General features: G+C 65.6%; 22 protein-coding genes. 12 read left to right on the top strand and 10 right to left on the bottom strand.

What is annotated here, in order from left to right:
- The first annotated feature begins 100 nt into the window (after positions 1-100).
- Complete coding sequence (locus FHR22_RS05485; protein WP_054588059.1) at positions 101-757, top strand: alpha/beta hydrolase; 657 nt, start codon at positions 101-103, stop codon at positions 755-757.
- Positions 758-763: 6 nt separating this feature from the next.
- Here the strand turns inward: FHR22_RS05485 and FHR22_RS05480 are convergent, their stop codons facing one another.
- Together FHR22_RS05480 and FHR22_RS05475 are read right to left on the bottom strand one after the other, a co-directional pair.
- A complete protein-coding gene (locus tag FHR22_RS05480; RefSeq protein WP_166939731.1) occupies positions 764-1,465 on the bottom strand; it encodes a DUF3667 domain-containing protein in 702 nt (233 codons plus the stop codon).
- A complete protein-coding gene (locus FHR22_RS05475) occupies positions 1,462-1,656 on the bottom strand; it encodes a hypothetical protein (RefSeq protein ID WP_166939729.1) in 195 nt (64 codons plus the stop codon). The genes FHR22_RS05480 and FHR22_RS05475 overlap by 4 nt, the downstream gene beginning before the upstream one ends.
- A gap of 147 nt (positions 1,657-1,803) precedes the next feature.
- On the opposite strand from FHR22_RS05475, the gene rpiB reads away from it, so the two are divergent.
- The 5 genes from rpiB (at position 1,804) to FHR22_RS05450 (ending at position 5,608) form a co-directional block, all read left to right on the top strand.
- Complete coding sequence (gene rpiB / locus FHR22_RS05470; RefSeq protein ID WP_166939727.1) at positions 1,804-2,256, top strand: ribose 5-phosphate isomerase B; 453 nt, start codon at positions 1,804-1,806, stop codon at positions 2,254-2,256.
- On the top strand, positions 2,253-3,560 hold the full coding sequence (gene glyA / locus FHR22_RS05465; protein WP_166939725.1) for a serine hydroxymethyltransferase: 1,308 nt from the start codon (positions 2,253-2,255) through the stop codon (positions 3,558-3,560). Before rpiB ends, glyA begins: the two co-directional genes overlap by 4 nt.
- A 4-nt stretch (positions 3,561-3,564) precedes the next feature.
- Positions 3,565-3,783: a hypothetical protein gene (locus tag FHR22_RS05460; RefSeq protein ID WP_166939723.1), complete on the top strand. Its 219-nt coding sequence runs from the start codon at positions 3,565-3,567 to the stop codon at positions 3,781-3,783.
- Positions 3,784-3,786: 3 nt separating this feature from the next.
- The gene (nrdR, locus tag FHR22_RS05455; RefSeq protein WP_054727640.1) at positions 3,787-4,251 is read left to right on the top strand and encodes a transcriptional regulator NrdR; all 465 of its coding nucleotides are present in this window, start codon (positions 3,787-3,789) and stop codon (positions 4,249-4,251) included.
- 175 nt (positions 4,252-4,426) lie between these two features.
- Positions 4,427-5,608, top strand: coding sequence for a TrmH family RNA methyltransferase (locus FHR22_RS05450; RefSeq protein WP_166939721.1), 1,182 nt, complete (start codon positions 4,427-4,429; stop codon positions 5,606-5,608).
- Here FHR22_RS05450 and FHR22_RS05445 read toward each other — a convergent pair.
- Positions 5,605-5,943 carry a chorismate mutase gene (locus tag FHR22_RS05445; protein WP_166939719.1) on the bottom strand — a complete coding sequence of 113 codons (339 nt, stop codon included), beginning with the start codon at positions 5,941-5,943 and terminating at the stop codon, positions 5,605-5,607. The two genes, FHR22_RS05450 and FHR22_RS05445, sit on opposite strands and share 4 nt — an antisense overlap.
- A 201-nt stretch (positions 5,944-6,144) precedes the next feature.
- Here FHR22_RS05445 and rpsD point away from each other — a divergent pair, with 201 nt between their 5' ends.
- The gene (gene rpsD / locus FHR22_RS05440; RefSeq protein ID WP_166939717.1) at positions 6,145-6,756 is read left to right on the top strand and encodes a 30S ribosomal protein S4; all 612 of its coding nucleotides are present in this window, start codon (positions 6,145-6,147) and stop codon (positions 6,754-6,756) included.
- A 57-nt stretch (positions 6,757-6,813) separates the two neighbouring features.
- Here rpsD and FHR22_RS05435 read toward each other — a convergent pair whose 3' ends face one another.
- Positions 6,814-8,799, bottom strand: a complete 1,986-nt coding sequence (locus FHR22_RS05435; RefSeq protein WP_208417494.1) for an alpha/beta hydrolase family protein — start codon at positions 8,797-8,799, stop codon at positions 6,814-6,816.
- A 167-nt stretch (positions 8,800-8,966) separates the two neighbouring features.
- Here FHR22_RS05435 and FHR22_RS05430 point away from each other — a divergent pair, with 167 nt between their 5' ends.
- The 3 genes from FHR22_RS05430 (at position 8,967) to aguB (ending at position 12,748) form a co-directional block, all read left to right on the top strand.
- Entirely contained in the window at positions 8,967-10,664 is a 1,698-nt protein-coding gene (locus FHR22_RS05430; RefSeq protein ID WP_166939715.1) for a M28 family metallopeptidase, read from the top strand.
- 158 nt (positions 10,665-10,822) lie between these two features.
- Positions 10,823-11,806, top strand: a complete 984-nt coding sequence (locus FHR22_RS05425) for an agmatine deiminase family protein (RefSeq protein WP_166939713.1) — start codon at positions 10,823-10,825, stop codon at positions 11,804-11,806.
- A gap of 90 nt (positions 11,807-11,896) precedes the next feature.
- A complete protein-coding gene (gene aguB, locus FHR22_RS05420; protein WP_166939711.1) occupies positions 11,897-12,748 on the top strand; it encodes an N-carbamoylputrescine amidase in 852 nt (283 codons plus the stop codon).
- Between the two features lie 137 nt (positions 12,749-12,885).
- Here the strand turns inward: aguB and FHR22_RS05415 are convergent, their stop codons facing one another.
- Positions 12,886-14,346: a helicase HerA domain-containing protein gene (locus FHR22_RS05415; protein ID WP_166939709.1), complete on the bottom strand. Its 1,461-nt coding sequence runs from the start codon at positions 14,344-14,346 to the stop codon at positions 12,886-12,888.
- A gap of 105 nt (positions 14,347-14,451) precedes the next feature.
- Here FHR22_RS05415 and FHR22_RS05410 point away from each other — a divergent pair, with 105 nt between their 5' ends.
- Positions 14,452-14,730, top strand: a complete 279-nt coding sequence (locus tag FHR22_RS05410; RefSeq protein WP_166939707.1) for a hypothetical protein — start codon at positions 14,452-14,454, stop codon at positions 14,728-14,730.
- 79 nt (positions 14,731-14,809) lie between these two features.
- A complete protein-coding gene (gene galE / locus FHR22_RS05405) occupies positions 14,810-15,826 on the top strand; it encodes a UDP-glucose 4-epimerase GalE (protein ID WP_243853481.1) in 1,017 nt (338 codons plus the stop codon).
- Between the two features lie 8 nt (positions 15,827-15,834).
- Here the strand turns inward: galE and FHR22_RS05400 are convergent, their stop codons facing one another.
- From FHR22_RS05400 to FHR22_RS05380, 5 genes are all read right to left on the bottom strand, one after another.
- On the bottom strand, positions 15,835-16,407 hold the full coding sequence (locus tag FHR22_RS05400) for a TMEM165/GDT1 family protein (protein WP_166939705.1): 573 nt from the start codon (positions 16,405-16,407) through the stop codon (positions 15,835-15,837).
- Between the two features lie 232 nt (positions 16,408-16,639).
- Positions 16,640-16,834 (bottom strand): hypothetical protein, encoded by a 195-nt coding sequence (locus tag FHR22_RS05395; RefSeq protein ID WP_166939703.1) that lies wholly within the window; start codon positions 16,832-16,834, stop codon positions 16,640-16,642.
- On the bottom strand, positions 16,834-21,060 hold the full coding sequence (locus FHR22_RS05390) for a translocation/assembly module TamB domain-containing protein (protein ID WP_166939701.1): 4,227 nt from the start codon (positions 21,058-21,060) through the stop codon (positions 16,834-16,836). Before FHR22_RS05390 ends, FHR22_RS05395 begins: the two co-directional genes overlap by 1 nt.
- A complete protein-coding gene (locus FHR22_RS22645) occupies positions 21,060-23,240 on the bottom strand; it encodes an autotransporter assembly complex protein TamA (RefSeq protein ID WP_341786557.1) in 2,181 nt (726 codons plus the stop codon). The genes FHR22_RS05390 and FHR22_RS22645 overlap by 1 nt, the downstream gene beginning before the upstream one ends.
- 350 nt (positions 23,241-23,590) lie before the next feature.
- Complete coding sequence (locus tag FHR22_RS05380; protein WP_166939696.1) at positions 23,591-25,054, bottom strand: protein adenylyltransferase SelO; 1,464 nt, start codon at positions 25,052-25,054, stop codon at positions 23,591-23,593.
- Positions 25,055-25,214: the final 160 nt, after the last annotated feature.

Here is a 25,214-nt window from a genome sequence, read left to right as displayed (position 1 = left end):
TGCAAGTTGCGACCTTTTTTCTATATAGGCGCCATTCTCGCTCCGCCACCCCGCCCCTCGGCGAATCACTGGCAAGCCTCAGAAACATAAAGGTGCGCGCATGCCCGACGTTATTTTCCCCGGCCCCGAGGGCCGCATCGAAGGCCGTTTCTCGCCCCCGCCGCGTCCGCGCGCGCCCGTCGCGCTGATCCTGCACCCGCATCCGCAGGGCGGCGGCACGATGAACGACCGCATCACGCAGGCGATGTACAAAAGCTTCGTCGCGCGCGGTTTTGCGGTTCTGCGCTTCAACTTCCGCGGCGTCGGCCGCAGCCAGGGTACGTTCGACAACGGCATTGGCGAGCTGAGCGATGCCGCATCGGCGCTCGACTGGGTCCAGTCGATCCATCCCGAGGCGCAGACGACCTGGATCGCGGGCTTCAGCTTCGGTGCGTGGATCGGCATGCAGCTTCTGATGCGCCGCCCCGAAATCCGCGGTTTCCTGTCGGTCGCGCCGCCGGCGAACATGTACGACTTCAGCTTTCTCGCCCCCTGCCCTTCGTCGGGCATCATCGTCGCGGGCGGCCAGGACGAAATCGTCCCGCCGGGCGCGGTGCAGAAGCTGGTCGACAAGCTGCGCACCCAAAAGGGCATCACGATCCATCACGACGAGATCCCGCGCGCCAATCACTTCTTCGAGCATGAGCTCGACCAGTTGATGAAGTCGCTCGATAACTATCTGGATATGCGGCTCGCCCCCGATTCGCCGATCCGCTGACGGCATCTAATCGAGCAGGCTCGCCTGCTCGATCATCGCCGCGGGCATATAGACGAGCAGGATCAGCGCGAGTTCGCCGCAAATCGCCGCGGCGACCGCGCGAATCCACCCGCCGCGCCCTTCACCGGCATAATATTGCCGCACCGCGAACATGGTGAAGCCAAGGCCGAAGGCGAGCCGCGTCAGGTTGCGCCCCAGCCCGCGCTCGCTCGTCGCCAGTTCCATGAGCAAATCGGCGCCGAGAACGAGCAGCGTTGCCTGCGCCAGCACGTACAGCCGCATGACCATCGTTCCGAACAGCCCCGCCGGCGACCCGCGATAAAAGACGAAATGCAGCACGAGTGCCGAGATCAGCGCCGCGATCAGCGGCAACGCGACCGGCTCGTTGCGCATCATCTCGATCAGCGACAGGTCGGTCGTGTCGCTTGCGGGACGGACGCGCGCCCGCACCGCATAGTTAAGCGCCAGGATCACCGCGATATAGGGCACCGGCTTGACCAGCAGGTCGCGGTCTTCCTCGATATAGCGGCGGATCAGCACTCCCGGCCGGCGGAACAGGCCGACCAGCGTGTGCAGCACGCCCTTTTCCCACCAGTTTTCGGCAAGTTCGCCGAGCACCGCGCGGCGGTCGATCGGCTGCGGCTGCAGATCCTTTCCGCAATCGGGACAGAAGCGCCCGGAAAGCCGGTGCGCGCAGTCGGCGGTCATTCGGCCCCTTTGGCCGTGGCGGGCGCGTCCTTCACCGGGATCACCCAGATCGCCACATTGGCGAACATGACGAGCGCCGCGATGACCATCAGCAGCGCGCGGCGCCGGTCGCCGTGCCGGAACACCATTACCGCACCGCCGAGCAGTGCCAGCCCGGTCAGCATCACGATGGAAAGCAGAAGATCGCCCATGCCCCCGTCTATGCGAGCGCCCCGGGACGGTCAAACCGGCTTTGTGACAAAATACAGTCAAAAAGGCGTCGCCGCTTATGGCCAAGGCGCGACGCTTCGCCTAAAGCGCCCTCATCGATTCCCTAACGATTTGCAGGAGCCGCGCCGATGCGCCTTGCCATAGCCTCTGACCACGCCGCCTGGGAACTCAAAGCCCTGCTCGCCGACTGGCTCCGCGAACAGGGGCATGAGGTCGAAGACCTCGGCACCAACGGCCCCGAAAGCGTCGATTATCCGGATTATGGCTACAAGCTCGGCGAGGCGATCGCCGACGGCCGCGCGGACCGCGGCGTCGCGCTCTGCGGTTCGGGCATCGGCATCTCGATCTCGGTCAACCGCAATCCCGCCGCGCGCTGCGCGCTGGTGTCCGAACCGCTGTCGGCGAAGCTGTCGCGCGAGCATAATGACGCGAACGTCATCGCGATGGGCGCGCGCCTGACCGGCATCGACATGGCAAAGGCCTGCCTCGACGCCTTCCTCACCACCGAATTCGCCGGCGATCGCCACGCGCGCCGCGTCGACAAGCTTTCCAATCCGCCGCTACTGGAGACCAGCCGATGACCACAGATACGCTCGCCAAGCCCATCAAATCGGCTGGCTATTTCACCGATGGCGTCGATACGGTCGATCCTGCGGTCGCCGCAGCGATGAAGCATGAGATGGAGCGCGAGCAGTATCAGATCGAACTGATCGCGAGCGAAAACATCGTCTCGAAGGCGGTGCTCGAAGCGCAGGGCAGCGTCTTCACCAACAAATATGCCGAAGGCTATCCGGGCCGCCGCTATTATCAGGGCTGCGCCCCGTCGGATGAGGTCGAACAGCTGGCGATCGATCGCGCGAAGCAGCTTTTCGACTGCGGCTATGTCAACGTCCAGCCGCATTCGGGCGCGCAGGCGAACGGCGCGGTGATGCTCGCGCTGACCAAGCCGGGCGCGACGATCCTGGGCATGAGCCTCGACGCCGGCGGTCACCTGACCCACGGCGCGGCGCCCGCGATGTCGGGCAAATGGTTCAACGCGGTACAATATGGCGTACGCCCCGAGGATCATCTCGTCGATTTCGACCAGGTCGAGCGCCTGGCGAAGGAACATCGCCCCGCGCTGATCATCGCGGGCGGCTCGGCCTATCCGCGCATCCTCGACTTCGCGCGCTTCCGCGCCATCGCCGATGACGTCGGCGCGCTGCTGATGGTCGACATGGCGCATTTCGCGGGCCTCGTCGCCGGCGGCGCGCACCCTTCGCCGATGGAACATGCGCATGTCGTCACCACGACGACGCACAAGACGCTGCGCGGCCCGCGCGGCGGCATGGTGCTGACCAATGACGAAGCGATCGCCAAGCGCATCAACTCGGCGGTCTTCCCGGGCCTGCAGGGCGGCCCGCTGATGCACGTCATCGCCGCGAAAGCCGTGGCGTTCGGTGAAGCGTTGCGCCCGGAGTTCAAGGATTATGCCAAGGCGACCGTCGCCAACGCGCAGGCGCTCGCCGGCCGCCTCAAGGCACGTGGCGCCGACGTCGTCGCGGGCGGCACCGACACGCATCTCGCGCTCATCGACCTCCGCCCGCTCGGCGTCACCGGCCGCGACGCCGACGAGGCGCTCGAACGCAGCGCCATCACCTGCAACAAGAACGGCATCCCCTTCGATCCGCTGCCGCCGATCAAGACCAGCGGCATCCGCGTCGGTTCGCCCGCCGGCACGACCCGCGGCTTCGGGGTCGCCGAATTCGAAGAAATCGGCGATATGGTCGCCGACGTACTCGAAGCGCTGCGCGACAAGGGCGAACATGGCGATGCCGATGTCGAAGCCAATGTCCGCGGCCGCGTTCGCGCGCTGTGCGAACGCTTCCCCATCTATCAGGGATAGGGCCATGGCGCGCCAGCACCCCGAAGAACCGACGCTGGTCGAACTGACGATCGAAGAGGTCAAGGCGATGGGCAAGCAGGGGATCAACCATCCCTCGACGCGCCCCGTCCTGACCGGCGGCGCCATCGGTGCGGTCGCGGGGCTGGTGCTGCCCGTCGTCACCTGGCCGGTCGGCCTGTTCGCCGGCGCCGCCATTGCGCTTTACAGCCGGGTGAAGCGCTGACCGATGCGCTGTCCCTATTGCGGCCATGAAGACAGCCAGGTGAAGGACAGCCGTCCGACCGAGGACGGCGCCGCGATTCGCCGCCGCCGCCAGTGCGAGGATTGCGGCGCGCGCTTCACGACTTTCGAGCGTATCCAGCTGCGTGAAGTCGCGGTGCTCAAGGCCGGTGGCAGCCGCGAGCCCTTCGATCGCGAAAAACTGATGCGCAGCGTCCAGATCGCGTGCCGCAAGCGCCCGATCGACGGCGCCCGCATCGAGCGCCTCGTGTCGGGCATCCAGCGCCAGCTCGAAACATCGGGCGAAAGCGAGGTGCAGGCCGCACAGATCGGCGCGATGGTGATGGAAGCACTGAAAGGCTTCGACAATGTCGCCTATATCCGCTTCGCCAGCGTCTATCGCGACTTCACCGAAGCAAAGGATTTCGAGGAATTCGCCTCGAGCGTCGCCGAAGCGGCGAAGAAGAGTTGAGCCATGCTCTGACTTTACCACCGTTCGTCCTGAGGAGAGGCTGAGCCTGTCGAAGCCTCGTCTCGAAGGATAGCAACGTCACAGCCCTTCGAGACGCCATTTCGACAAGCTCAATGGCTCCTCAAGACGAACGAATGATCTGATCGGCATTATCAGTGACAGGCACCCACACATCATGACGTTCTGGACCTACATGCTGCGCTGTCGCGACGGCAGCTATTACGTCGGGCATACGGATAAACTGGACTATCGGGTCGGCCAGCATCAGATCGGCGAAATTCCAGGCTATACGGCGACGAGGCGTCCCGTCGAGCTGGTGTGGAGCAGCGAGTTTCCCACCCGGGTTGAAGCACTGGAAACCGAACGGCAAATCAAGGGCTGGTCCCGGGTCAAGAAGGAAGCATTGATCCGGGAAGATTGGCCTGCGATCCGCCGGCTCGCATCCCGGGCCGAGATCCTTCGAGACGGGACAGAGCCTTCGACAAGCTCAGTCTCTGCCCCTCCTCAGGACGAACGGGATGTTTCACCATCCGTTCGTCCTGAGGAGGGGCTAAGCCCCGGCAAAGCCCCTCGCTCTCGCTCGGGGATATGGGAAGAGAGGGATACGGAGATTGAAACCGCCCCGCCTCCCGTCATCGTTCTTGTCCGTCCGCAACTTGGCGAGAATATCGGCAAGGCGGCGCGCGCAATGCTCAATTTCGGGCTGACCGAACTGCGCCTCGTCGCGCCGCGCGACGGCTGGCCGAACCCCGATGCCGGGCCGGCCGCGTCGGGCGCCGATCGCGTCCTCGCCGAAGCCCGGGTCTTCGACAGCCTTGCCGAAGCGGTCGCCGATTGCGCGCATATCTACGCGACCACGGTGCGCAAGCGCGGCGTCACCAAACCCGTGCTCACGCCCGAAGCCGCCGCAAAGGCGGTTCACGCCAGCGCCGGGCGCTCGGCCTATATCTTCGGCCCCGAACGCTCGGGGCTCGAAACCGACGATGTCGCGCTTGCCCACAGCATCGTCACGGTGCCGATCAACCCCGAATTCGGATCGCTGAACCTCGCGCAGGCGGTGATCCTGCTCGCCTATGAATGGTCGAAGGGTATCGCGCTCGCGAGCCCGCCCGAAGCCCCGCTCGATCCGCCGGCGGATCATGGCGAGATGGAACGGCTGATCCAGCATTTTGTCCGCGACCTCGACGCCGCGGGCTATTTCTTCGTGCCCGACCGCACCGAAGCGACGCTGCGCACGCTCCGCACGACGCTGACCAAGACCGGCTGGTCTTACAATGATATCAGGATGATGCACGGCATCATTACAGCACTGGGCAAAGGGCGCCGACCGGAACGAAGCGATAGCGATAAGGATTAGGCGCGCGTGCGGTCCCAGCGGTCGAATTCATAGGCGATCGACTGTTCGACCAGCTCGTTCCACACCGCGCGCAGCCGATCGGGGTCGAGCCCCGACGCTTCGGCTTCTTGCGCGACATTGCGCAGCACCTCGGCCTTGCGCACCTCGTCGCGCACCGCCGCGCGGTCGGGCTTGATCCGGGCCGCGGCATCCATATAGCCGAAGCGGCGGACGAGCAGCGCGACCAGTTCGCGGTCGACCTGGTCGACCCCGGCGCGGACCTCGGTCATCGTTTCGCACTCTTCGGGATTTCTGGCTTCGGGATTTCTGGGTTCGGGAAGTTTGGCGGACGTCATGGTCGCTGCCTTTAACGGCTTTTTCCGCCGTGTCGAGCAGCGGCTGTAAAGCTTGACTTTACGCCGGTCGCCGTCTAACCGCGCGCCTTCGCAATGGACCCCGCACCCCGGTGAAGCGGCGGTCGCATATGGCATCAGCCCATATGGTGCAACCCGGGAACCGCCGAAATCCTTCGGCACACAGCATATTGGAGACGACATATGTCGAAGCGCCAGAGCGCCAAGTATAAACTCGACCGCCGGATGGGCGAGAACATCTGGGGCCGCCCGAAGAGCCCGGTCAACCGCCGCGAATATGGCCCCGGCCAGCACGGCCAGCGCCGCAAGGGCAAGATGTCGGACTTCGGCATCCAGCTCCGCGCGAAGCAGAAGCTGAAGGGTTATTACGGCGACATCACCGAGAAGCAGTTCAAGAAGAATTATTTCGAAGCGTCGCGCATGAAGGGCGACACCGGCCAGAACCTGATCGGCCTGCTCGAGCGCCGCCTCGACGCGGTCGTCTACCGTTCGAAGTTCACCCCGACGATCTTCTCGGCCCGCCAGCTCGTCAGCCACGGCCACGTCTATGTGAACGGCGTGAAGTGCAACGTCGCGAGCCGCCTCGTGAAGCCGGGCGACGAAGTCACCCTCGGCAAGAAGGCACAGGAAATGGCGCTGGTCGCCGAAGCACAGAGCCTGCCCGAGCGCGACCTGCCCGAATATCTGGCCGTCGACGGCACCAAGTCGACCTACGTCCGCGTTCCGACGCTCGACGAAGTCCCCTATCCGGTGAAGATGGAACCGAACCTGGTCGTCGAATTCTATTCGCGCTGATCCGGCGGTTCATCGCAAGAAAAAGGGGCGGTCCGGCAACGGGCCGCCCTTTTTCGTTCAGTGCGGCAGGAACGCCATGATCTTGCGCAGCATGTCGGTGCGCGCGTCGCTGTCGCTCAGCGAATGCGCAAGCTCCGGATATTCGATCAGTTCGACGCGCTTGTTTTTCGCCTCCAGCGCGCGGCGCATGGTCCGCGCCTGCGCGACGTCGACATTCTGGTCGAACGTCCCGTGGAACATCAGTACGGGCGCCTTGATCGCTTCGGCATTCTGCGCCGGCGACCCTTCGCGAACATGCGGCCCCGACCCGATGAATTTGGCGTTGATCCGCCCGGTGCCCTCTCGCAAAGCCTCGGCCTTCAACTGTGCAAGGTCGGTCACCGGCGCAATCGCGACGATCGCCTTGAACAGGTCGGGGTTGACGACGCCCGACTGCAAGGCCGCGTAGCCGCCATAGGACCAGCCGACGATCGACAGCTTCGCGGCGTCGGCACCCTGCGCCGAGACCAGCCAGCGGCCGCCGTCGGCGATGTCGCCCATCGCCGTCTTCCACGACTGGAAACCATTGTTCTGATACCATTGGTCGCCATAGCCCGACGAGCCGCGGTAATTGGGCTGCAGCACCGCATAGCCGCTCTGCGCGAAAAATTGCGCCATCCAGTCGAAGCCCCATTCGTCGCGCGCCGACGGGCCGCCGTGCGGCATGACGATCGCGGGCAGCCCCTTGGCGTCGCTACGCCCGGGCGGCAGCGTCAGATAGCCGGGAACCATCACGCCGTCAGCGGCAGCATAGCTTACCGCCTTCACCGGCGACAGCGTCACCTCGGCAAGCTGCGGCCGCACCGCGAGCAGCGGCCGCACCTCCCTGGCGCCGGGGTTGAACAGATAATAGGAACCGGGGTCGGTGTCCGATTCGGCGCGGACAAGATAACGGCTTTCGTCGGCCGAGGCGTCGACGATCACCACCTGCTTGCCCCCAAGCGCCTTCGACAGCGACGCGGTCAATTTCGCCAGCGGCTTGTCGGTCATCACCGCCTCGCGCTGGTCGGTGGCAAAGGAAACCCCGACGATCCGCCCATTGCGCCCGACGCGCATGATGTCGTCGACGTCGACTTCTGGATGCGCATAGATCGTGTCGGTTGTCCCGCTGCCATCGAGCGCCATCGCCACCACCGCCTTGCGCCCGTCGAGCGTCTGAAAGCCATAGGCGCGATTGGTCGCGGCATCGACCGCGGCGGGCTGGAAGCCCCCGTTCGTGACAACATCCAACTGCGACAGGGACTGCCAGCCGCCGCCTTCCTTTGGCCGGTAAAAATAACGGACTATGGGCTCGAATTGCCCGGTGCCGCTCGAAAAGCTCTGCGTCGCCATGATCCGCAGATTGCCGTTACCGTCGGACAGATAATAGATCGCGTCGCGATTGGCGCCTTCGACCCGCCGCGCCGCGCCGGTAATCGAATTGACCCGGTCGACCCCCAGCCCTGCGGCGCGGCTCGCAATCCGCGTGTTCAATTCGCTTTCCGGGACATAGCTGCGCGACATCAACAGCGAACCATTGTCGGTCGCCGACCAGTCGATGACGCTGCCGCCGCGGAAATCGGCATAGAGCGACCGCTCGCTGCGGCGGTTGCTGAGCATGCGGAAATTGGCGCGATCGGCATCGACCGCAAAGATGTTGGTCGCGCCGATGACATCGCCCACGACCGAATCCCGAAAAAAGGCCTGGCACGTCAGGCGCGTATTGGTCACCCAGCCGCACCAGCTCAGGCTTCCCTCGGCACCCCCATCGCTCGACAGCACCGGTTTCGGCTGCGCGCCTTCGCTCGTATCGACGACATAGAGTTGCCGCTTCTGCTTCACCTGCTGCTCGACGAAGGCAAGATGGTTGCCGTCGGGCGACAAGCTGATGTCGGCGATGGCTTCGAGCGCGCCGAACCGCGCGGCATTGTCCTTTTCCTGTGCAGCCGCGCCCGAAAGCGGAACCAGCGCGGCCGCCAGAGCCGCAAGCGAAAGGCTGCACGCCCCCATCTGCCTTGAAATCATCCTGGCCCCCATTTGCAAATTCTTGCCGCCAGATTGCCAATAAACGAAGTTCTTTCAAGTGAGTTTAGAAGCTTACCGGTTGACCTCTGCCATCGCCGCGCGCCTTGCATCGTAGCCGCCGGGCTGGCACATTGGTTTCAGTCGCAATTGAATCCCAAGGATATTCCATGCTTCGCTTCCCCCAAGCCGCCGCGGCTGCCGCGGTCCTTTTGTCGGTTGCCGCGTGCAGCGGTTCCGACACCGCCGACAAGGCGGCGACCGCCGCCGCGTCCGCCATCCCCGATGTCGCGCTCCCCGAACTGTCGCTCACGACATTGCAGGAGGTGACGAAGCAATTGTCGTCGGACGCCTTCGAAGGCCGCGCTCCGGGGACGGCGGGCGAGGAAAAGACCGTCGCCTATCTGATCAAGAAATATGAGGAAGCGGGGCTGAAGCCCGGCAACAATGGCAAGTGGACACAGGACGTGCCGCTGGTCGAGATCACGGCGAAGAACGCGACCCCGCTGACCTTCACCGGCGGCAAGACCCCGGTGACGGCGCAATATGCCAAGGATTTTGTCGCTTTCAGCTATCGCGTCCAGCCGAAGACCGCGATCAAGGACAGCGACGTCGTGTTCGTCGGCTATGGCATCAATGCCCCCGAAAAGGGCTGGAACGACTATGCGGGGCTCGACGTGAAGGGCAAAACCGTCGTCATCCTCATCAACGATCCCGACTGGCAGACAAAGGAAGCCAAGGGCGAATTCAACGGCCGCGCGATGACCTATTACGGCCGCTGGACGTATAAATATGAGGAAGCGGCACGGCAGGGCGCCGCCGCGGCACTGATCGTCCACGACACCGAACCCGCCGCCTATGGCTGGAATGTCGTCGAATCGAGCAACACCGGCACCCAGTATCTGGCCGACAGCAAGGATGGCGGCGCCAAGGAAACCGCCGCCAACGGCTGGATCCAGCTTGCCAAGGCAAAGGAACTCTTCGCCAGCGCCAGCCAGGATTTCGACAAGCTGCGCGACGCCGCCAAGGTGAAGGGCTTCAAACCCGTCGCGCTGACCGGCGTGAAGGCCTCGTTCAGCTTCGACAACCAGATTTCGAAGAAGCTGTCGCGCAACGTCATCGGCGTGCTGCCGGGAACCAAGCGCCCCGACGAATATGTCCTCTACACCGCGCATTGGGACCATCTCGGCCGCTGCACGCCGGTGGCGGGCGACGACATCTGCAACGGCGCCGTCGACAATGCGAGCGGCACCGCCGGCCTCGTCACGCTGGCGCAGGCCTATCAAAAGGCGGGCGCCGCCGACCGCAGCATCGTCTTCCTCGCCGTCACCGCCGAGGAATCGGGCCTGCTCGGGTCGAAATATTATGCCGAAAATCCCGTCTTCCCGCTCGCACAGACGGTCGGCGGCGTGAATATGGACGCCCTCAATGCGATCGGCCCGACGAAGGACATCGTCGTCGTCGGCCGCGGCAAGTCCGAACTCGACGCCTATGTCGAAAAGCTCGCGAAGCTCGACAAGCGGGTGATCAAGGACGAACCGACCCCCGAAAAGGGCTTCTACTACCGGTCGGACCATTTCAGCTTCGCCAAGCTCGGCGTGCCGATGTTCAATTTCGGCAGCGGCGAGGACCTTGTCACCGGCGGTACCGACGCCGGCAAGAAGGCGTCGGAAGATTATGAAAAGAACCGCTATCACGCCCCCGCCGACGAATATGCGGCGATCACCAACTGGGACGGCATGCTCGCCGACCTGCGCCTCTATTATGTCGCGGGACGGATGCTGGCGATGACCGATGCATGGCCGAACTGGGTCAAGGGCGACGAATTCCGCGCCGCCCGCGACAAATCGCGGCCGGCGGCGAAATAACCCCTCGTCATTGCGAGCCCTTCGACTGCCTTGCAGGCGCTAAGGATAAACTGAGCGAAGCAATCCAGGGCGGTGTACGCTACCCTGGATTGCCGCGTCCCCCAGAACAAGTCCGGGGGTCTCGCAATGACGAGTGTGTATAGTTGGACGAGCACCATATGACCCTCAAAATGCCCGCCGAATGGGCACCGCACGAAGCCGTGTGGATCGGCTTTCCGCACCTGGCCGAGGAATGGTCAGGCCAGATCGACGCCGGCCGCCGCGACGTCGCGGCCTTTGCGGGCGCCGTCCATGACGGCGGACGCGGCGAAGCGGTACGACTGGTCGTCAATGACGAGAAGCAGGCCGATATCGCCGCCGCGCTCGTCGACCCCGGCGTCCGCATCCTGATCCAGCTGCTCGGCGACATCTGGCTGCGCGACACCGGGCCGATCGTCGCGGGCACCGGCACCGCCCGGCGCGCGCGCAATTTCCGCTTCAACTGGTGGGGCGAGAAATTCGTCATGCCGGGCGATCTGGAAGTCGGCGCCGCGCTCGCCGCCGGATCGGGCCTGCCGGTCGACGAACAGGACTGGGTGCTCGAAGGCGGCGGCATCGACGTCGACGGCGCCGGCCTCTGCGTCACGACCGAGGAATGCCTGCTCAACACCAACCGCAACCCCACGCTGACGCGCGAGGATATCGCGGTGCGCCTCCACCAGTCGCTCGGCATCGACCGGCTGCTGTGGCTGGGGAATGGCCTGGTCGGCGATCACACCGACGGCCATGTCGACAATCTCGCGCGCTTCGTCGGCGAGGGCCGGCTGGCGGTGCCCGTCGCGGCGGGCAATGACGATCCCAACGCGCATATCTATGCCGATGCCCGCGCGCGGGCCACGGCGTTCGGCGGCGTCGAAATCGTCGACCTCCCCTCACCCGGCCGCGTCGAGGTGGGCGGCGAGATCGCCGCGGCGAGCTATATGAACTTCTACATCGGCAACAGCGTCGTCGTCGTCCCGACCTATGGCGTCGCCAACGACCAGGCCGCGATCGACACCCTCGCCGCCCTTTTTCCCACCCGCCGCGCCGTCGGCGTCGACGCGCGCGGCATCATCGCCGGCGGCGGCAGCTTCCATTGCTCGAGCCAGCAGGTGCCGAAGTAGCCATCGTCGCCCCCGCGAAGGCGGGGGCGACGAATTTTCCAGCGGCGACTTTATCCTGGCATCATACCATCCCTCGCCTATATCCCGCTCATGACCCGCACCATCACCGTCGCCGCGCTGCAGCTTCCCCTGCCCGGCCCCGCCCGGCCGAATATCGAGGCTGTCACCGCGCTCGTCGAGGAAGCGGCGGCGAAAGGCGCGCAAGTCATCCTGCCGCCCGAACTCTTCGAAGGGCCTTATTTCTGCCAGGTCGAGGACGAAGCACTCTTCGCCTCCGCTCGCCCGACCGCCGAGCACCCCAGCGTCATCGCGATGCAGGCGCTCGCCGCCAGGCTCAAGGTCGCGATCCCGACGAGCTATTTCGAGAAAGACGGGCCGCATTATTACAACACGCTCGCGATGATCGGCCCCGATGGTGGCATCATGGGAACCTACCGCAAGAGCCACATTCCCGACGGCCCGGGTTATGAAGAGAAATATTATTTCCGCCCCGGAAACACGGGGTTCAAGGTCTGGGACGTTTTCGGGGCCCGCATCGGCGTCGGCGTCTGCTGGGACCAATGGTATCCCGAATGCGCGCGCGCGATGGCGCTGATGGGCGCCGAACTGCTCTTCTATCCGACCGCGATCGGCAGCGAGCCCTATGACGCCGGCCTCGACACCAGCCGCATGTGGCGCCGCGCGATGCAGGGCCATGCGGTGTCGAACTGCATGCCCGTCATCGCCGCGAACCGGATCGGGACCGAAGGCGACGCCAATTTCTATGGCCACAGCTTCATCAGCGATGAATGGGGCGACCTGACCCAGGAATTCGGCGCGGGCGAAACCGGGGTGCTGGTCGAAACCATCGACCTCGATCGCGCGGCGAAGCATCGCGCCGGCATGGGTTTCTTCCGCGACCGCCGGCCGCAGCTTTACGGCCGCCTCGCCGAGGATATTTAGAGCATCTCCGACTAAACGCTTGCAAGAGTGGCCGTATCCCCGCGAAGGCGGGTATCCATCTCCGGTCGGCTCAAAATGGCACGCGCGGGAGCACGAGGCTTTTTTTTTCGCAAGGTCAGCCCGCCGTTGCAAAAACTTCACTCGGCCTCGGTGCTGAGCCCCAGTTCGGGAATACCGATTGAGCGCCGGCCGCCGAAGTCCGATCGCACGACGATCGCGCCCTGCTTTTCCATATATTCGACCAGCCGCCGGATGCGGCCGGGCGAGCGCGTGCCATAAGCGCGGCCGAGCGCGTCGTCGTCGGGGCACGGGCTGCCATCCTGCGCCGCGCGCGCGATCTGCAGGAAGGGCGCGAGCATGTCGTCGGGTAGCCGCGCCGCGGCGTCGAGCATCGCGCGCCATTGCGGGTCGGCGGGATCGAATATCCCGCCCTTGGCAAGCGCGAAGCGGCGGCGGAACGCCGCCAGGTCAAGCGGGACGCGCCCGATCTTCTGCATCCGGCAGCGCACCGAAAAATCCTGATACAGAAACGCCTCGGGATGAAAGGCGCAGTCGGGGTCGGCAAGCATATCCTCAAGCGCCGCCGTGACCACCGCCTCGGCGTCGACCGCATCCTGCACCGCTTCGATCAGGTCGCCGGGCGGCGGCGGTTCGGAGGCCGCCTCCTGTTCGGCGATACGCCGGATCATTTCGCTCGCCTCGACCGGTGCCGGTTCGAACGCCGGCACCGGCGCCGGGGCGCTTTCCATCTCGGCGAACAGCATCGTCCGCATCTCCGCGGTTTCGGCGGCGGGCAGCGGCAGCAGGTCGTGCGTTCCCGATTGCGTCGTCGTGCGCGTCGACCCGATCCGCACCGACACCGGCCGCCGCGAGATCGCGGGGCCGAGCCCCAGGAAGCAGCCGCGCTCGAGATCGCGGATCTGCTCGGCCTGCCGCCGTTCCATGCCGAGCAGGTCGGCAGCACGCGCCATATCGATGTCGAGGAAGGTCCGTCCCATCAAAAAATTGCTCGCCTCGGCGGCGACATTCTTTGCCAGCTTGGCCAGCCGCTGCGTCGCGATCGCGCCCGCAAGGCCGCGTTTCCGCCCGCGGCACATCAAATTGGTCATCGCGCTGAGGCTGGCGCGACGGACAGTGTCAGCCACATCCCCCGAAGCACTCGGCGCAAACATCTGCGCTTCATCGACGACGACGAGCGCCGGAAACCAATGCGCGCGCGGCGCATCGAACATCGCGTTGAGGAAGGTGGCAGCGCAGGTCATCTGTGCCTCGATCTCCAGCGTATCGAGCGCAAGGATCACCGAGGCGCGATGTTCGCGGATGCGCGCACCGATCGCCGCGATCTCGCGCTCATTATAATCGCCGGCGTTGATCACGACATGATTATAGGCGTCGGCGAGGGTGACGAAATCGCCCTCGGGATCGATGATCACCTGCTGCACCAGCCCGGCGCTCTCTTCGAGCAGGCGGCGCAGGAGATGCGATTTCCCCGACCCCGAATTGCCCTGAACGAGCAGGCGCGTCGCGAGCAGTTCGTGCACGTCGACATGCACCGCCCTGCCCGCGCCGTCGGTTCCGATTTCGATGCTGCTGCTCACGCTGCCGCCCTACCGGTGCGCCCGCGCGATGACAACCGAGCGCGCTTCGCACCATCCGATTTTTGCAGCCTTGCCAAGCGGCGCGCAAACGCCAAGGAAGATGCCATGGATTTCGACGATCAACTGCGCCGCTACTTCGGCACCGCCGACCTCGCCTCGCTTCGCCCCGAGGCCTTTGATGCGGGCACCGAACGCATGCGCGTCGATTTCGGACTGGAAACCAATGCCGGCCGCCGTTTCGCGCTGTGGACATTCATGTATATGCTCGGCGCCGCGCCCGACCTCGATATCGCTTTCAAGGACGAGGCGGAGCGCAATTCGGCGCGCGATTTCATGGATATGGTCGATCGTTCGCAGCGCGATGATCCCGCGATATCTGTGTGACGTTCGCAATTGGCAAAATGCGGACAGGAACGCTATGCGCTGGGCAGCGGGCGATCGCGGCACCACAATGACGGCGGGCATGATGAAAGTTCTACTGACGGGCGGCGCGGGATATATCGGCAGCCATGTGGCGGTATCGCTGGCCGCCGCGGGCCACGACATCGTCTGTTTCGACAATCTTTCGAACAGCCGCGCCGCGGTGATCGAACACGTCGAGGCGATCACCGGCCAGCCGGTTCCGCTGGTCGTCGGCGACATTCGCGACCGCGACGCCGTGCGGGGCGCCATTACTGATCACGGCGCTAATGCGGTGATCCACTTCGCCGGATTGAAGGCGGTCGGAGAATCGGTCGCCGACCCGATGAAATATTACGACAATAATGTTCGCGGTACCCTGTCGCTGATCGAGGCGATGGTCGATTGCGACGTTCGCACCCTCGTCTTTTCATCGAGCGCCACCGTCTATGGCGAGCCGCAATATCTGCCGCTCGACGAAGCACATCCGACCGCGGTGACCAATCCCTATGGCCGCACGAAGCTGATGATCGAGGAAATGCTGTCCGACATCGCCGCCGCCGACCCCGCGTGGCGGATCGCGGTGCTGCGTTATTTCAATCCGGTCGGGGCGCATGACAGCGGCCTGATCGGCGAGGATCCGAACGGGGTTCCCAATAATCTGATGCCCTTTATCAGCCGCGTCGCGGCGGGGCGCCTTCCCGAACTCGCGGTGTTCGGGGATGATTATGCGACCCCCGACGGCACCGGCGTTCGCGACTATATCCACGTCGACGACCTCGCCGAGGGCCATGTCGCGGCGCTCGATCGCATCCGGGCGCAGGACGACGCGCTGTCCGTCTGGAATCTCGGCACAGGCCAGGGCTATTCGGTGCTCGACATGATTTCGGCGTTCGAGCGGATCAACAATGTCCGCGTCCCGCATCGCGTGGGGCCCCGCCGCCCGGGCGATGTCGCAAGCTGCTACGCCAGCCCCGACCGCGCCCGCGACGAGCTCGGCTGGGAAGCAAAGCGCGATCTCGATGCGATGTGTGCGTCGACATGGCGGTTCGAACGCACCGCCGCCATGCGCAACGCCTGATACGCCGCCTAGGCGAACCAGCCCGCGGTCTGGGCAAGCACCCAGAGGCCGATGACGAGGAACAACGCCGCCGCGACCATCCGCACCTTTTTGAGGTCGACGCGCTTCAGCAATTCATGCCCGAGGAAGATCGCCGGCACATTGGCGATCATCATCCCCAGCGTCGTCCCCGTCGTGACCGCGATGACGTCATGATATTGGGCGCCAAGCGCGATCGTCGCGACTTGCGTCTTGTCGCCCATCTCGACGAGGAAAAAGGCGACCAGTGTCGTCAAAAACGCCCCGAAGCGCGGCTTCGGTGCTTCGTCGTCGTCGAACTTGTCGGGGATCAGCGTCCACGCCGCCATCGCGACGAACGACAGGCCGATCGCATAGCGAAAGACGGGACTGTCGAGGAACGCCGCCGCCTGCGAACCCAGCAGCGCCGCGAGCGCGTGATTGGCGAGTGTTGCGACCAATATGCCGAGGATGATCGGCACCGGCCGGTTGAACCGCGTCGCGAGCAGGATCGCGAGCAACTGCGTCTTGTCGCCGATTTCGGCAAGCGCGACAACCGCGGTCGACGTCAAAATGGCTTCCATGAGATTCTCCGGGGCCAGGCGGCAGGCAGATTCCAACGGTCATCGCTCCCCGCCGCCCGGCCCGGACGAAAGGTGCGATGCCATTGGTCTCGCCCAAGCGGATGATCCCGCTTCCACCGCACCACGGCCTCTCGACCGAGTATGTTGACGCGATGGCCCGTCCGTGTGGACGGCTGGCTACTCCCCAGATGACGCGGCTTCGTTAGACCGGCCAGCCGCGCATGGCAAGCCGTCAGTCGTAGGCGGGCTCGGCCTCGCCTGCCGCCTTGTTCGCGCTATTCGCCTTCTCGGCGGCGCTGATTTCGGCATCCATCGCCTTGGCGCGCGCCTCGATATCCTTGGCGGTCGCGTCGTAGCGGTCGTTGAAGGCGGGTTCACGCTCGCATGCAGCGAGCAGGAACGGCAGCAGGATCAGGACACGGCGCATCAATAATCCTTTCGATAACGGATGCTGAGGTTCGACTGGCCCGATCCCCCGGCCTGGCTGAGGATCGACAGTGCTTTCGACAGGCTGATTTCGAGCTGCGTCGCAGTATAGCCCCGCGCGTCGGTGATGACTTCGAGGTAGATGTCCTTCGAGATATATTGCCCGGCCGCGAGCGCGGTACCGCGCCCGACCGCATCGTCGGGGCCGAGGACGCGGAGCCGGTCGATCCCGGTCGCCGACTGCAGCGCGCCGAGCGGGCTCAAACCGCCGCCCCCGCCGCGCAGCGCATTCAGCGACGAAGCAAGCTGCACTGCCTGCAGCGGCGACAGCGACGTGATCGAATCGCCGAACAGGATGCGCGAGACGATTTCGTCCTGCGGCAGCCCCGGAACGCTCGAGAAGGTGATCTGCGGATTCATCGCGCGGCCCGAGACATTGACGTTCACCGTCACCGTGTCGATCGTCTCGCTCGCGACCAGCCGGATCGACGGATCGAAGGCATCGCCGGTCGGGAAGGTCACCCGGCCTTCCTGCAATTCGAACGACCGTCCGGCAAAGCCCAGCGTGCCGCGCACCAGCTCGATCTCGCCCGCGACGCGCGGTGCTTCGGTCGTCCCGGTCAGCGTGACGTCGGCCTGCCATTCGGATTCCAGCCCCATGCCGCTGACATAGATTTCGTCGGGCGCGCGCAGGTGGATGTTGAGGCGGATAAGGTCGAACAGGCTGCCGCCAACCGCGGCGAGGCCATCGCCGGTGATCCGCCGCCGCCCCGTCGGCGGCTTGCGGCGTATGCCGGTGAGGACAGGAACCTTCGCCGCGCCCTCGAGCACGATCTTGTAGCGCGTTTCGGGAAGCCGAAGGTCGCCCGAAAGCAGCGCGGTTTGCCCGGCGACCTTTTCAAGGGTCAGTGTTCCTGTCGCACGCGCCGCGATATTCTCGCTCCGCGCCAGCCGCGCATTGTCGAGCGTCGCCGAGATATTCATCGGATAACCATCGGCCGACGCGAGGCTGATATAGCCCTTCGCCTGGATGCTGCCGTCGCCCGCGGTCGCGGTCAGCTGCTCGATCTCCAGCCGGTTGCCGGTGAAGCGGCCGTTCACGGCCATGTTGGTCAGCCGCGTGCCATAGGTCTGGTTTTCATAGATCATGTCTTTGCCGCGCACGACACCCTGCAGGCAAGGGTCGGCGACGCTGCAACTAAAGTCAGCGGCGACCGCGATCGGTCCCGACACATGCTGGTCGGCGGGTCCGAAGAAGGAATAAAGCGTGTCGGCCGGGCCATTGTAACGAATGCCGCCGCCGAGTGGCGCCGCCTGTAATCGCTCCATCCAGCTGCCTGCACCGGGTCCCAGCGGCCGCAGCGATGCCTGCATGCGACCGATTACGCTGCCGCGCTTGCGCATCACCGCGCGCGCCTCGCCGCCGTCGGTCAGCAGCTTGCCGGCGAAATTGACGTCGACCGGCTGGCTGACCGACGCCGCGGTGGTGCGCGTGAAATCGTCGATCGTCAGCCGCGCGTCGGCGCGCGGGAAGCTATCCGAATTCGCCTGTTCGAAATCGATGCTGCCGGTCGCGCGCCCGCCCAGCCCCATGTCGGGATAGACGGTGTTGAGGATCGCCATGTTGACGCGGTCGAGGCGGCTCTGGATCATGATGCCGTCGCCGAAGCGCCCGGCGACGCGCGCGTTGCTGCCGCGCCCGAGGTTGATGTTGGTCGGCAGCAGTTCATATCCGTCGGCGCCGGGGATGATCCGCGCGGGCGAGACGGTGCGGAAGTTGATGCCCGTGGCGCGGCCCTGCACCGACGCGCGCCACAGTTTCGGCTGCAGGTCGGCGTTGGCGGCGATGCGGAAGGGCACCCCGCTCGTCCCTTCGACCAACGCCTGCGCCTTGCCGCTGCCGTCGCGATAATCGATCTTCACGCGCCCGACCGCAATGTCATAATCGCGAATGCGCGTGTCGGCGATCTGGACGTCGGCGACGATATGCGGCTGGTCATAGAGGGTAACATCGGCATCGACGATCGCCGACCCGACGTTGAGCTGCGCGGGTCCGGGCAGCACGACATTGTTCGCGCGCACGTTGATCGCCGCCGCCTGATATTTACCCGCAGCGGTCAGCCGGACGAGCCCGCCCAGCCCCTGTCCCGACGCGTTGAGCTGTCCGGTGAACGGCCCGGCCTCGCTCTGCACGATGCGCCCGTTAAAGCCGATCCCCGACAGGTCGCCGCGCTCGATATCGATTGTCAGCGGCCCCGACGCCAGCAGCAGCACGACATCGGCCGAAAGCGGGCCATAGTCGGTGTCGCCCGTCGCCGCGAGGCGGTAGCCGTTCGGCGCGCCGGTGATCCGCGCGACCAGATTGGCGAGGCCGATGCCAAGCCCCGGCCGTTCGGCGGTGACCACCGCGCGCGGATCGCTGATCGTTCCGGCGAGCTGGATGCCCACCGGACCATAGTCGGTCGAATGCGCCCGCGCCGCGAGCTGAATCTGGCCGTTCGGCGCATAGCTGCCCTGCCCGCCGGTGACGCGCAGCCGCGGCGCTGTCATTCGCAGATTGGCGAAGCGGATGACACCGTCGGTGCCATAGCGGACATCGCTCGATGCCGTCGCATTGCCACCGAGGAAATCGCGCACCCCCGAATTGAACAGCCGCGTCGACCGCGCGCGCACCCGGCCGGCAATCTCGAACCCGCCGTTCGGCGCAGTCTTCAGATCGGCGTCGGTGTCGATATCGAAAATACCGACGCTTTCGATGCGGTAATCGTTGATCCGCCCGTCGATCGCGCCGGTGTAGAAGCCCTTGTTCAGGTCGGCGATGATGATCGCCTTGGCGTCGATGCGCGGCGAACGCAGCCGCAGATTGTCGCTGAGGATCCGGCCGCCCGCATAGGCCAGATCGCCGTCGAGCCGTACCTGCACCAATGTCCCGCCGGCCACGGTATCGAGCCCGCGAATCCGCGCGGCGCGCCCGGCGACGGGAATGATAATCTGGTCGGCGTCGACCCGCGCCTTGCCCGCCAGGCTCAGCGTCTCGACGACGATGTCGTTGACCGCGAGGCTGTTGGCGTTCGCCTGATATTCGACCGTCGGCAGCGCGAATGCCCCGTCGAGCTTCGCGGTCGCGCGCAGGCCGTTCGCGCGCACCGCGGGCGCAATGGCGCCCGGCCGCAGAATATTGACCGCAAGTTGCAGCCCGTCGTAGCGGCTATTGCCCATATCGATACCGCCGCTGATCCCCAGCCGCGCCGCGTCGGACGCCAGCCGCCCGTCAATCGCCGCCTTGCGATCCTGAAGCCGCGCGGTCAGGTCGATCGCGGTTTCGCTGCCCAATATTTCGGCGGCGGGGCCCGTCAGCAGCCGCGACGCCTGCGCCGTGCCCTTGACAGCGAAGGTCCCGTCGCGCGCGGTCAGCGCCAGCCGGGCCAGCGGCGCGGCGCCGAGATTGGCGGTCAGATTGCCGTTCCACGCCTTCCAGTCGCCGCGCCCGTCGAGTTTCGCGGTCAGCGGCTCCTTGAACCCGCCCATCGCCGCGAGCACGCCGCCCTGCGGGGCATTGACGTCGAGCGTCATCGCGAGCCGGTTCGCCTCGGGCACCGCATCGAGCAGCAGCTTCAGCGTGTCGCCCTTCGCCTTGGCGCCGATCGTCTCGGCATCGGCGGTCACCTGCGCGCGCCGGTCGGCGATCGCGATCTTGCCGTTCAGCCGCGCTTCCTGCCGCTCGCCGGCGACCGCAGGCTCGAAGACGAAACGGTCGACCCGCAGCATGCCGACGTCGATGTCGATATCGGGGAGCAGCGGCTCGCCGGTGTCGGGCACCGGCTTGAACGCCGGAATCCGCTGCATGGTGATCGTCTTCGCGGTCGCCGAGCGGACGTCGACATGGTTCGCCAGATAGCGCAGCGGCCGCCAGTCGACCTTGAGCTCAGGCGAGGCGAGGAAGACGCCCTTGGGATCGGACAGCGTGAAATCGCGGATCGTCATCGCGCTGAACAGCGACCCGTCGAGCCGGCCGATGCCGATCTTCATCCCGTTTTCGAATTCATATTTCTCGATCTGGGTGACGACGAACCGCCGCCCGGCGTCGCTGTTCAGCCCGACGAGAAACAGCGCGAAGAGCAGGATGAGTCCGAGCAGCGCCAGCCCGATCCAGCGCAGGATACGCAGCGGCCAGGATGGCGGCGCGCTCTTCTCTTCCACGACGATCTCGGGCGCGTCGTCGGCCATCAGAATGCCTGCCCGATCGAGACATAGACGGCGACCAGCGCCTCGCCCGGCTTGCGGCCGATCGGGGTCGCGATGTCGAGGCGCATCGGGCCGAAGTTCGTATAATAGCGCGCGCCGAGCCCGGCACCGAAGCGCAGGTTGGAGAAGGTCGGGGTCGATCCGCGATAGACCTGCCCGGCGTCAACGAAGCCGACGATGCCGAAATTGCCGAATCGATAGCGCGCCTCGAACGCCGCCTCGTTGACGCTGCGTCCCCCGATCGGGTCGTTGTTGGGGTCCTTGGGCCCCAGTTCCTGATAACCATAGCCGCGCACCGAGCCGCCGCCGCCCGCATAAAAGCGCCGCGACGGCGCGAGCCGCTCGCGCGCGGCGCCGAGGATCGACCCGACGCGGACGCGACCCGCGAGCACGATGCTGTCCGTTACCGGATAATAGCCGCTCGCGTCGATGCGCAGTCGGCCATAGGGTGAGAAGCGGCCCGCGAGCGATCCCTCGGGCTGGACCAACGTCGTCACCCGGAACCCCTTGGTGGGATCGAGCAAACTGTCGGTGCGATCGATCCCGACCTGACCCGTCAGGCCGAGGATGGTATAGAAATCGCGGTTGCGGCGGCCGAGGTCGAAATCATAGTCATCCTCGCTCGTCGCGATGAGCTCGGCGCCATAGGCATAGGTCAGCTTCTTCTGCCAGATCGGGGTCGAATCGCGGCTGACGCGGAAGCCGACGCGCCCGGTCAATGCTTCGAATGCATTATAATTGCTGCGTGTTGCCTCGGCGACGAGTTCGAACGTGCGGTCGCGCTTGCCGGCGTTCGAGCGGCGGAAAGTCGCGCCGATACCCTGCTCCTGCGTGCCGATGACGGCGCGGCCGATCAGCGCGCCTTCGGGCGGGAAGAGGTTGCGGTGGGTCCAGCTTCCCTCCAGCCTGATGCCCTCGCCCGTTCCGTAACCCGCGCTGGCGGCCAGGGTACGCGGGGGTCCCGCATCCTGCGTCACCAGCATCGTCACATATTCGGTGTCGTCGCCCGCGCTTTCGCCCGTCGCCTGCGGCTCGGCGGCGATGCTCGAGAACAACCCGGTCGCGACGAGCGCTTGCCGCAAATCGTCGACCTTGCGACTGTCGTAGAGGTCGCCGCGCTTGAAACGCGACAGCACCTCGACATGTTCGGCATCGAAGGCCAGGTCGCCCTTGGTCTCGATCCCGCCGAAGCGCGATCGTTTGCCGATCTCGACCGGCAGCGTGTAGACCGCGTCGCCGGTCGCACCGTCGAGCAATATGTCGCGCTGCCCGACCTTGGCGAACGGATAGCCCTCTTCGGGCAGCTTGAGCGCGATCGCTGCCTCGGCGCCCTGGACCCGCTGGGCGACGATCGGCTCGCCGATCGCCAGCGGGAAATTATCGTTGATCAACCCTGGCGGCACCGTCGCCGCGGCGTTGATGACGATGTCGGAGAAGGTATAGCGCTTTCCCGGGGTGACATCGATCACCGCGACGATCGGGCCGCGGTTGCCCCGGTTGGCCTCGCCGCTCGCCGCCCCGCGCGCGGCGCCCGCCTTGCCGTTCCCGCTATCGGCGGGCTGCGGCGTCCGCTCGATCCGCGTCGCGACCACTGCGTCATAATAGCCCTCGGACGCCAGGACGCGCTGCATCAGTTCGCCGTCGGCGCTCAGCCGCGCGCGGACCATCGCGGCATTATCGGCCTTGCCGTCGCCGCCGTAGAGCGCCGACAGGTCGCCGAACAGATCGGCGAGGTCGACGTCGGTCGAATCGTCGGCGGGCGCAAGGCCGTTGACCTGCACCGTATAGGCGACGGCCCGGTTGGCATCGGCATCCTCGGCTTCTGCAAAGACGACGGGCTCGACATTGAAATTCTCGAGCGGCGGCAGCGGTGCGGCGAGTTCGGTGTCGGTGATCGGCGCATCGCCGATGACTTCGACGCTGTCGCCGTCCGCCAGCGCGGGCACGGGGACGCCGCCGACCTCGGGCGGCTGCGCCTCGATGGTCGAGGTCACAGCCGCATCGCCAGGCTTCTTCGTCGCTTCGGCCGCCTGGCGCTTTTCGAATTCAGCCATCGATTCGAGCGGCCGGTCGAGTTCGGGATCATCCTCGGCGCTGATCGCGGGAATGGCCTTCTGAAACTCTTCATCGCCGATGATCGGCGCCACTTCGGGTAGTTGCACGTCGGGCGGGGGCGGGCTCGGGACCGCTATCGGACTGTTATCTTGCGCCTCCAGCGTCGGCACGACACGCGGCGGCTCGACCTGCTGCGCTGCGGCAGAGCCGGCCCAGGCGACACATAGAAACGATGTCGAGACGATCAATAGCCCGCGCAGGCGCGGAATCCGGCACCGATGCAATTGACAAGGTTTTTCAGAATTTTGCATCTGTCACAGCCGATCGCGCACTTGTGGCCTCGGCAGCGCGGCGGCGCAACCGGATTTTACGGGGAAACCTGTCCCGAGGGGTGCTTATTGCGATAGGTCGATCCCCTGCCCGGCCGCTGACCATGGTTCCAACGAGCCTGACCGGCTCAGGTTCCGCAAAAGGTTCGATACGGGCCCGAATCTTCGGGGGCGGGTTCGGCAAACGCCTCGCACCCGGCACGCACCGCATAGGGATGGCGCACGACGTCGAGCAAAGCCGTCCACGGTGCCATGTCGCCTGCTTCGGCGGCGGCGAGCGCGGCTTCGACCATATGGTTGCGCGGAATATAGAGCGGGTTCACCGCGTCCATCGCCGCAGCGCGCAAGGCCGGACCGGTGGTTTCGCGCTCGAGCTGCGCCCACCAGCCGGCGATCCACGGCGCCATCGCGTCGGGATCGGGCAGCAAGGCTTCCATCATCGCCGCATCGCCGCGCAGCAGCATCGCGAGGGCGCGAAAGAAGGAGGTGAAATCGACGCGCAGCCGTTCGAGTTCGTCGAACAGGCCATCGATCAGCTCGGCATCGGCGTCGTCAGCGTTGGCGAGGCCAAGCTTCGTCCGCATCCGCGTGAACCACGCCTCGCGAAAACGATCGGGAATCGCCGTCACCAACGCCTTCGCCCGCTCGACATCGGCGGGATCGACGGCGTTGATTGCGGGTAGCAGGGCTTCGGCGAAGCGCGCCATGTTCCAGTGCAGGATCTGCGGCTGGCGGCCATAGGCATAGCGGCCATTGGCGTCGATCGAACTGAACACCGTGTCGACCGCAAAGCGGTCCATGAAGGCGCACGGACCATAATCGATCGTTTCGCCGCTGATCGCGACATTGTCGGTGTTCATCACGCCATGGATGAAACCCACCCCGAGCCAGTGCGCGACAAGATCGCACTGCAGGCCGATGACGCGATCGAGCAGCGCCAGATGCGGGTTTGCCGCATCGGCAAGCTCGGGAAAATGGCGGCGGACGGTATAATCCGAAAGCCGGACGACATGATCGGCCCCGAAATGCGCGGCGAAGAACTGGAAGGTGCCGACGCGGATATGGCTGCTCGCGATGCGCGTCAGCACCGCGCCGGGATGCGCGCGTTCGCGCTGGACGCGGTCGCCGGTCGCCACCGCCGCGAGTGCCCGCGTCGTCGGGACCCCCATCGCCGCCATTGCCTCGGACACCAGAAACTCGCGCAGCACCGGGCCGATCGCCGCCTTGCCGTCACCGTTGCGCGAAAAAGGCGTCGGTCCCGATCCCTTGAGCTGGATATCGAAGCGCTTGCCATCGGGCGCCACAACCTCGCCGAGCAACAGCGCGCGGCCGTCGCCGAGCTGCGACGAAAAATGGCCGAACTGGTGCCCCGCATAGGCGAGCGCGATCGGATTGGCGCCGCCGGGAGGCTCTTGTCCCGAAAAAACACGCGCCAGTTGCTCGTCACCGGCATTCGCAACGTCCAGCCCGAGCGATGCGGCGAGCGAATGATTGAAGACCAGCAACGCCGGCGCCGCCGGCACCGCAGCCTCGGCGGGCGCATAAAAGCCTTCCATCGCATCGTGGAAACTGTTGTCGAACGCGATATCCATGTCCGGCTCCTTGGCGGTCTATGTCGAGCCTGTTCGCCGCGATTGCAAGCGAACTCCCCGCCCGCCAGCCCATCCGCGAATGTGCAGACTATGCGCTTGGTCACAGCTTGGCCGCGGCCGACCTCATATTGTTACGGCAGGGTGCGACTTCAAAGTGTCC

It is taken from the genome of Sphingopyxis panaciterrae, from assembly GCF_011762125.1.
Classification (GTDB): Bacteria; Pseudomonadota; Alphaproteobacteria; order Sphingomonadales; family Sphingomonadaceae; genus Sphingopyxis; species Sphingopyxis panaciterrae.
The sequence above is the reverse complement of the archived record's forward strand: the minus strand, read 5'-3'. Positions and strand labels throughout refer to the sequence as shown.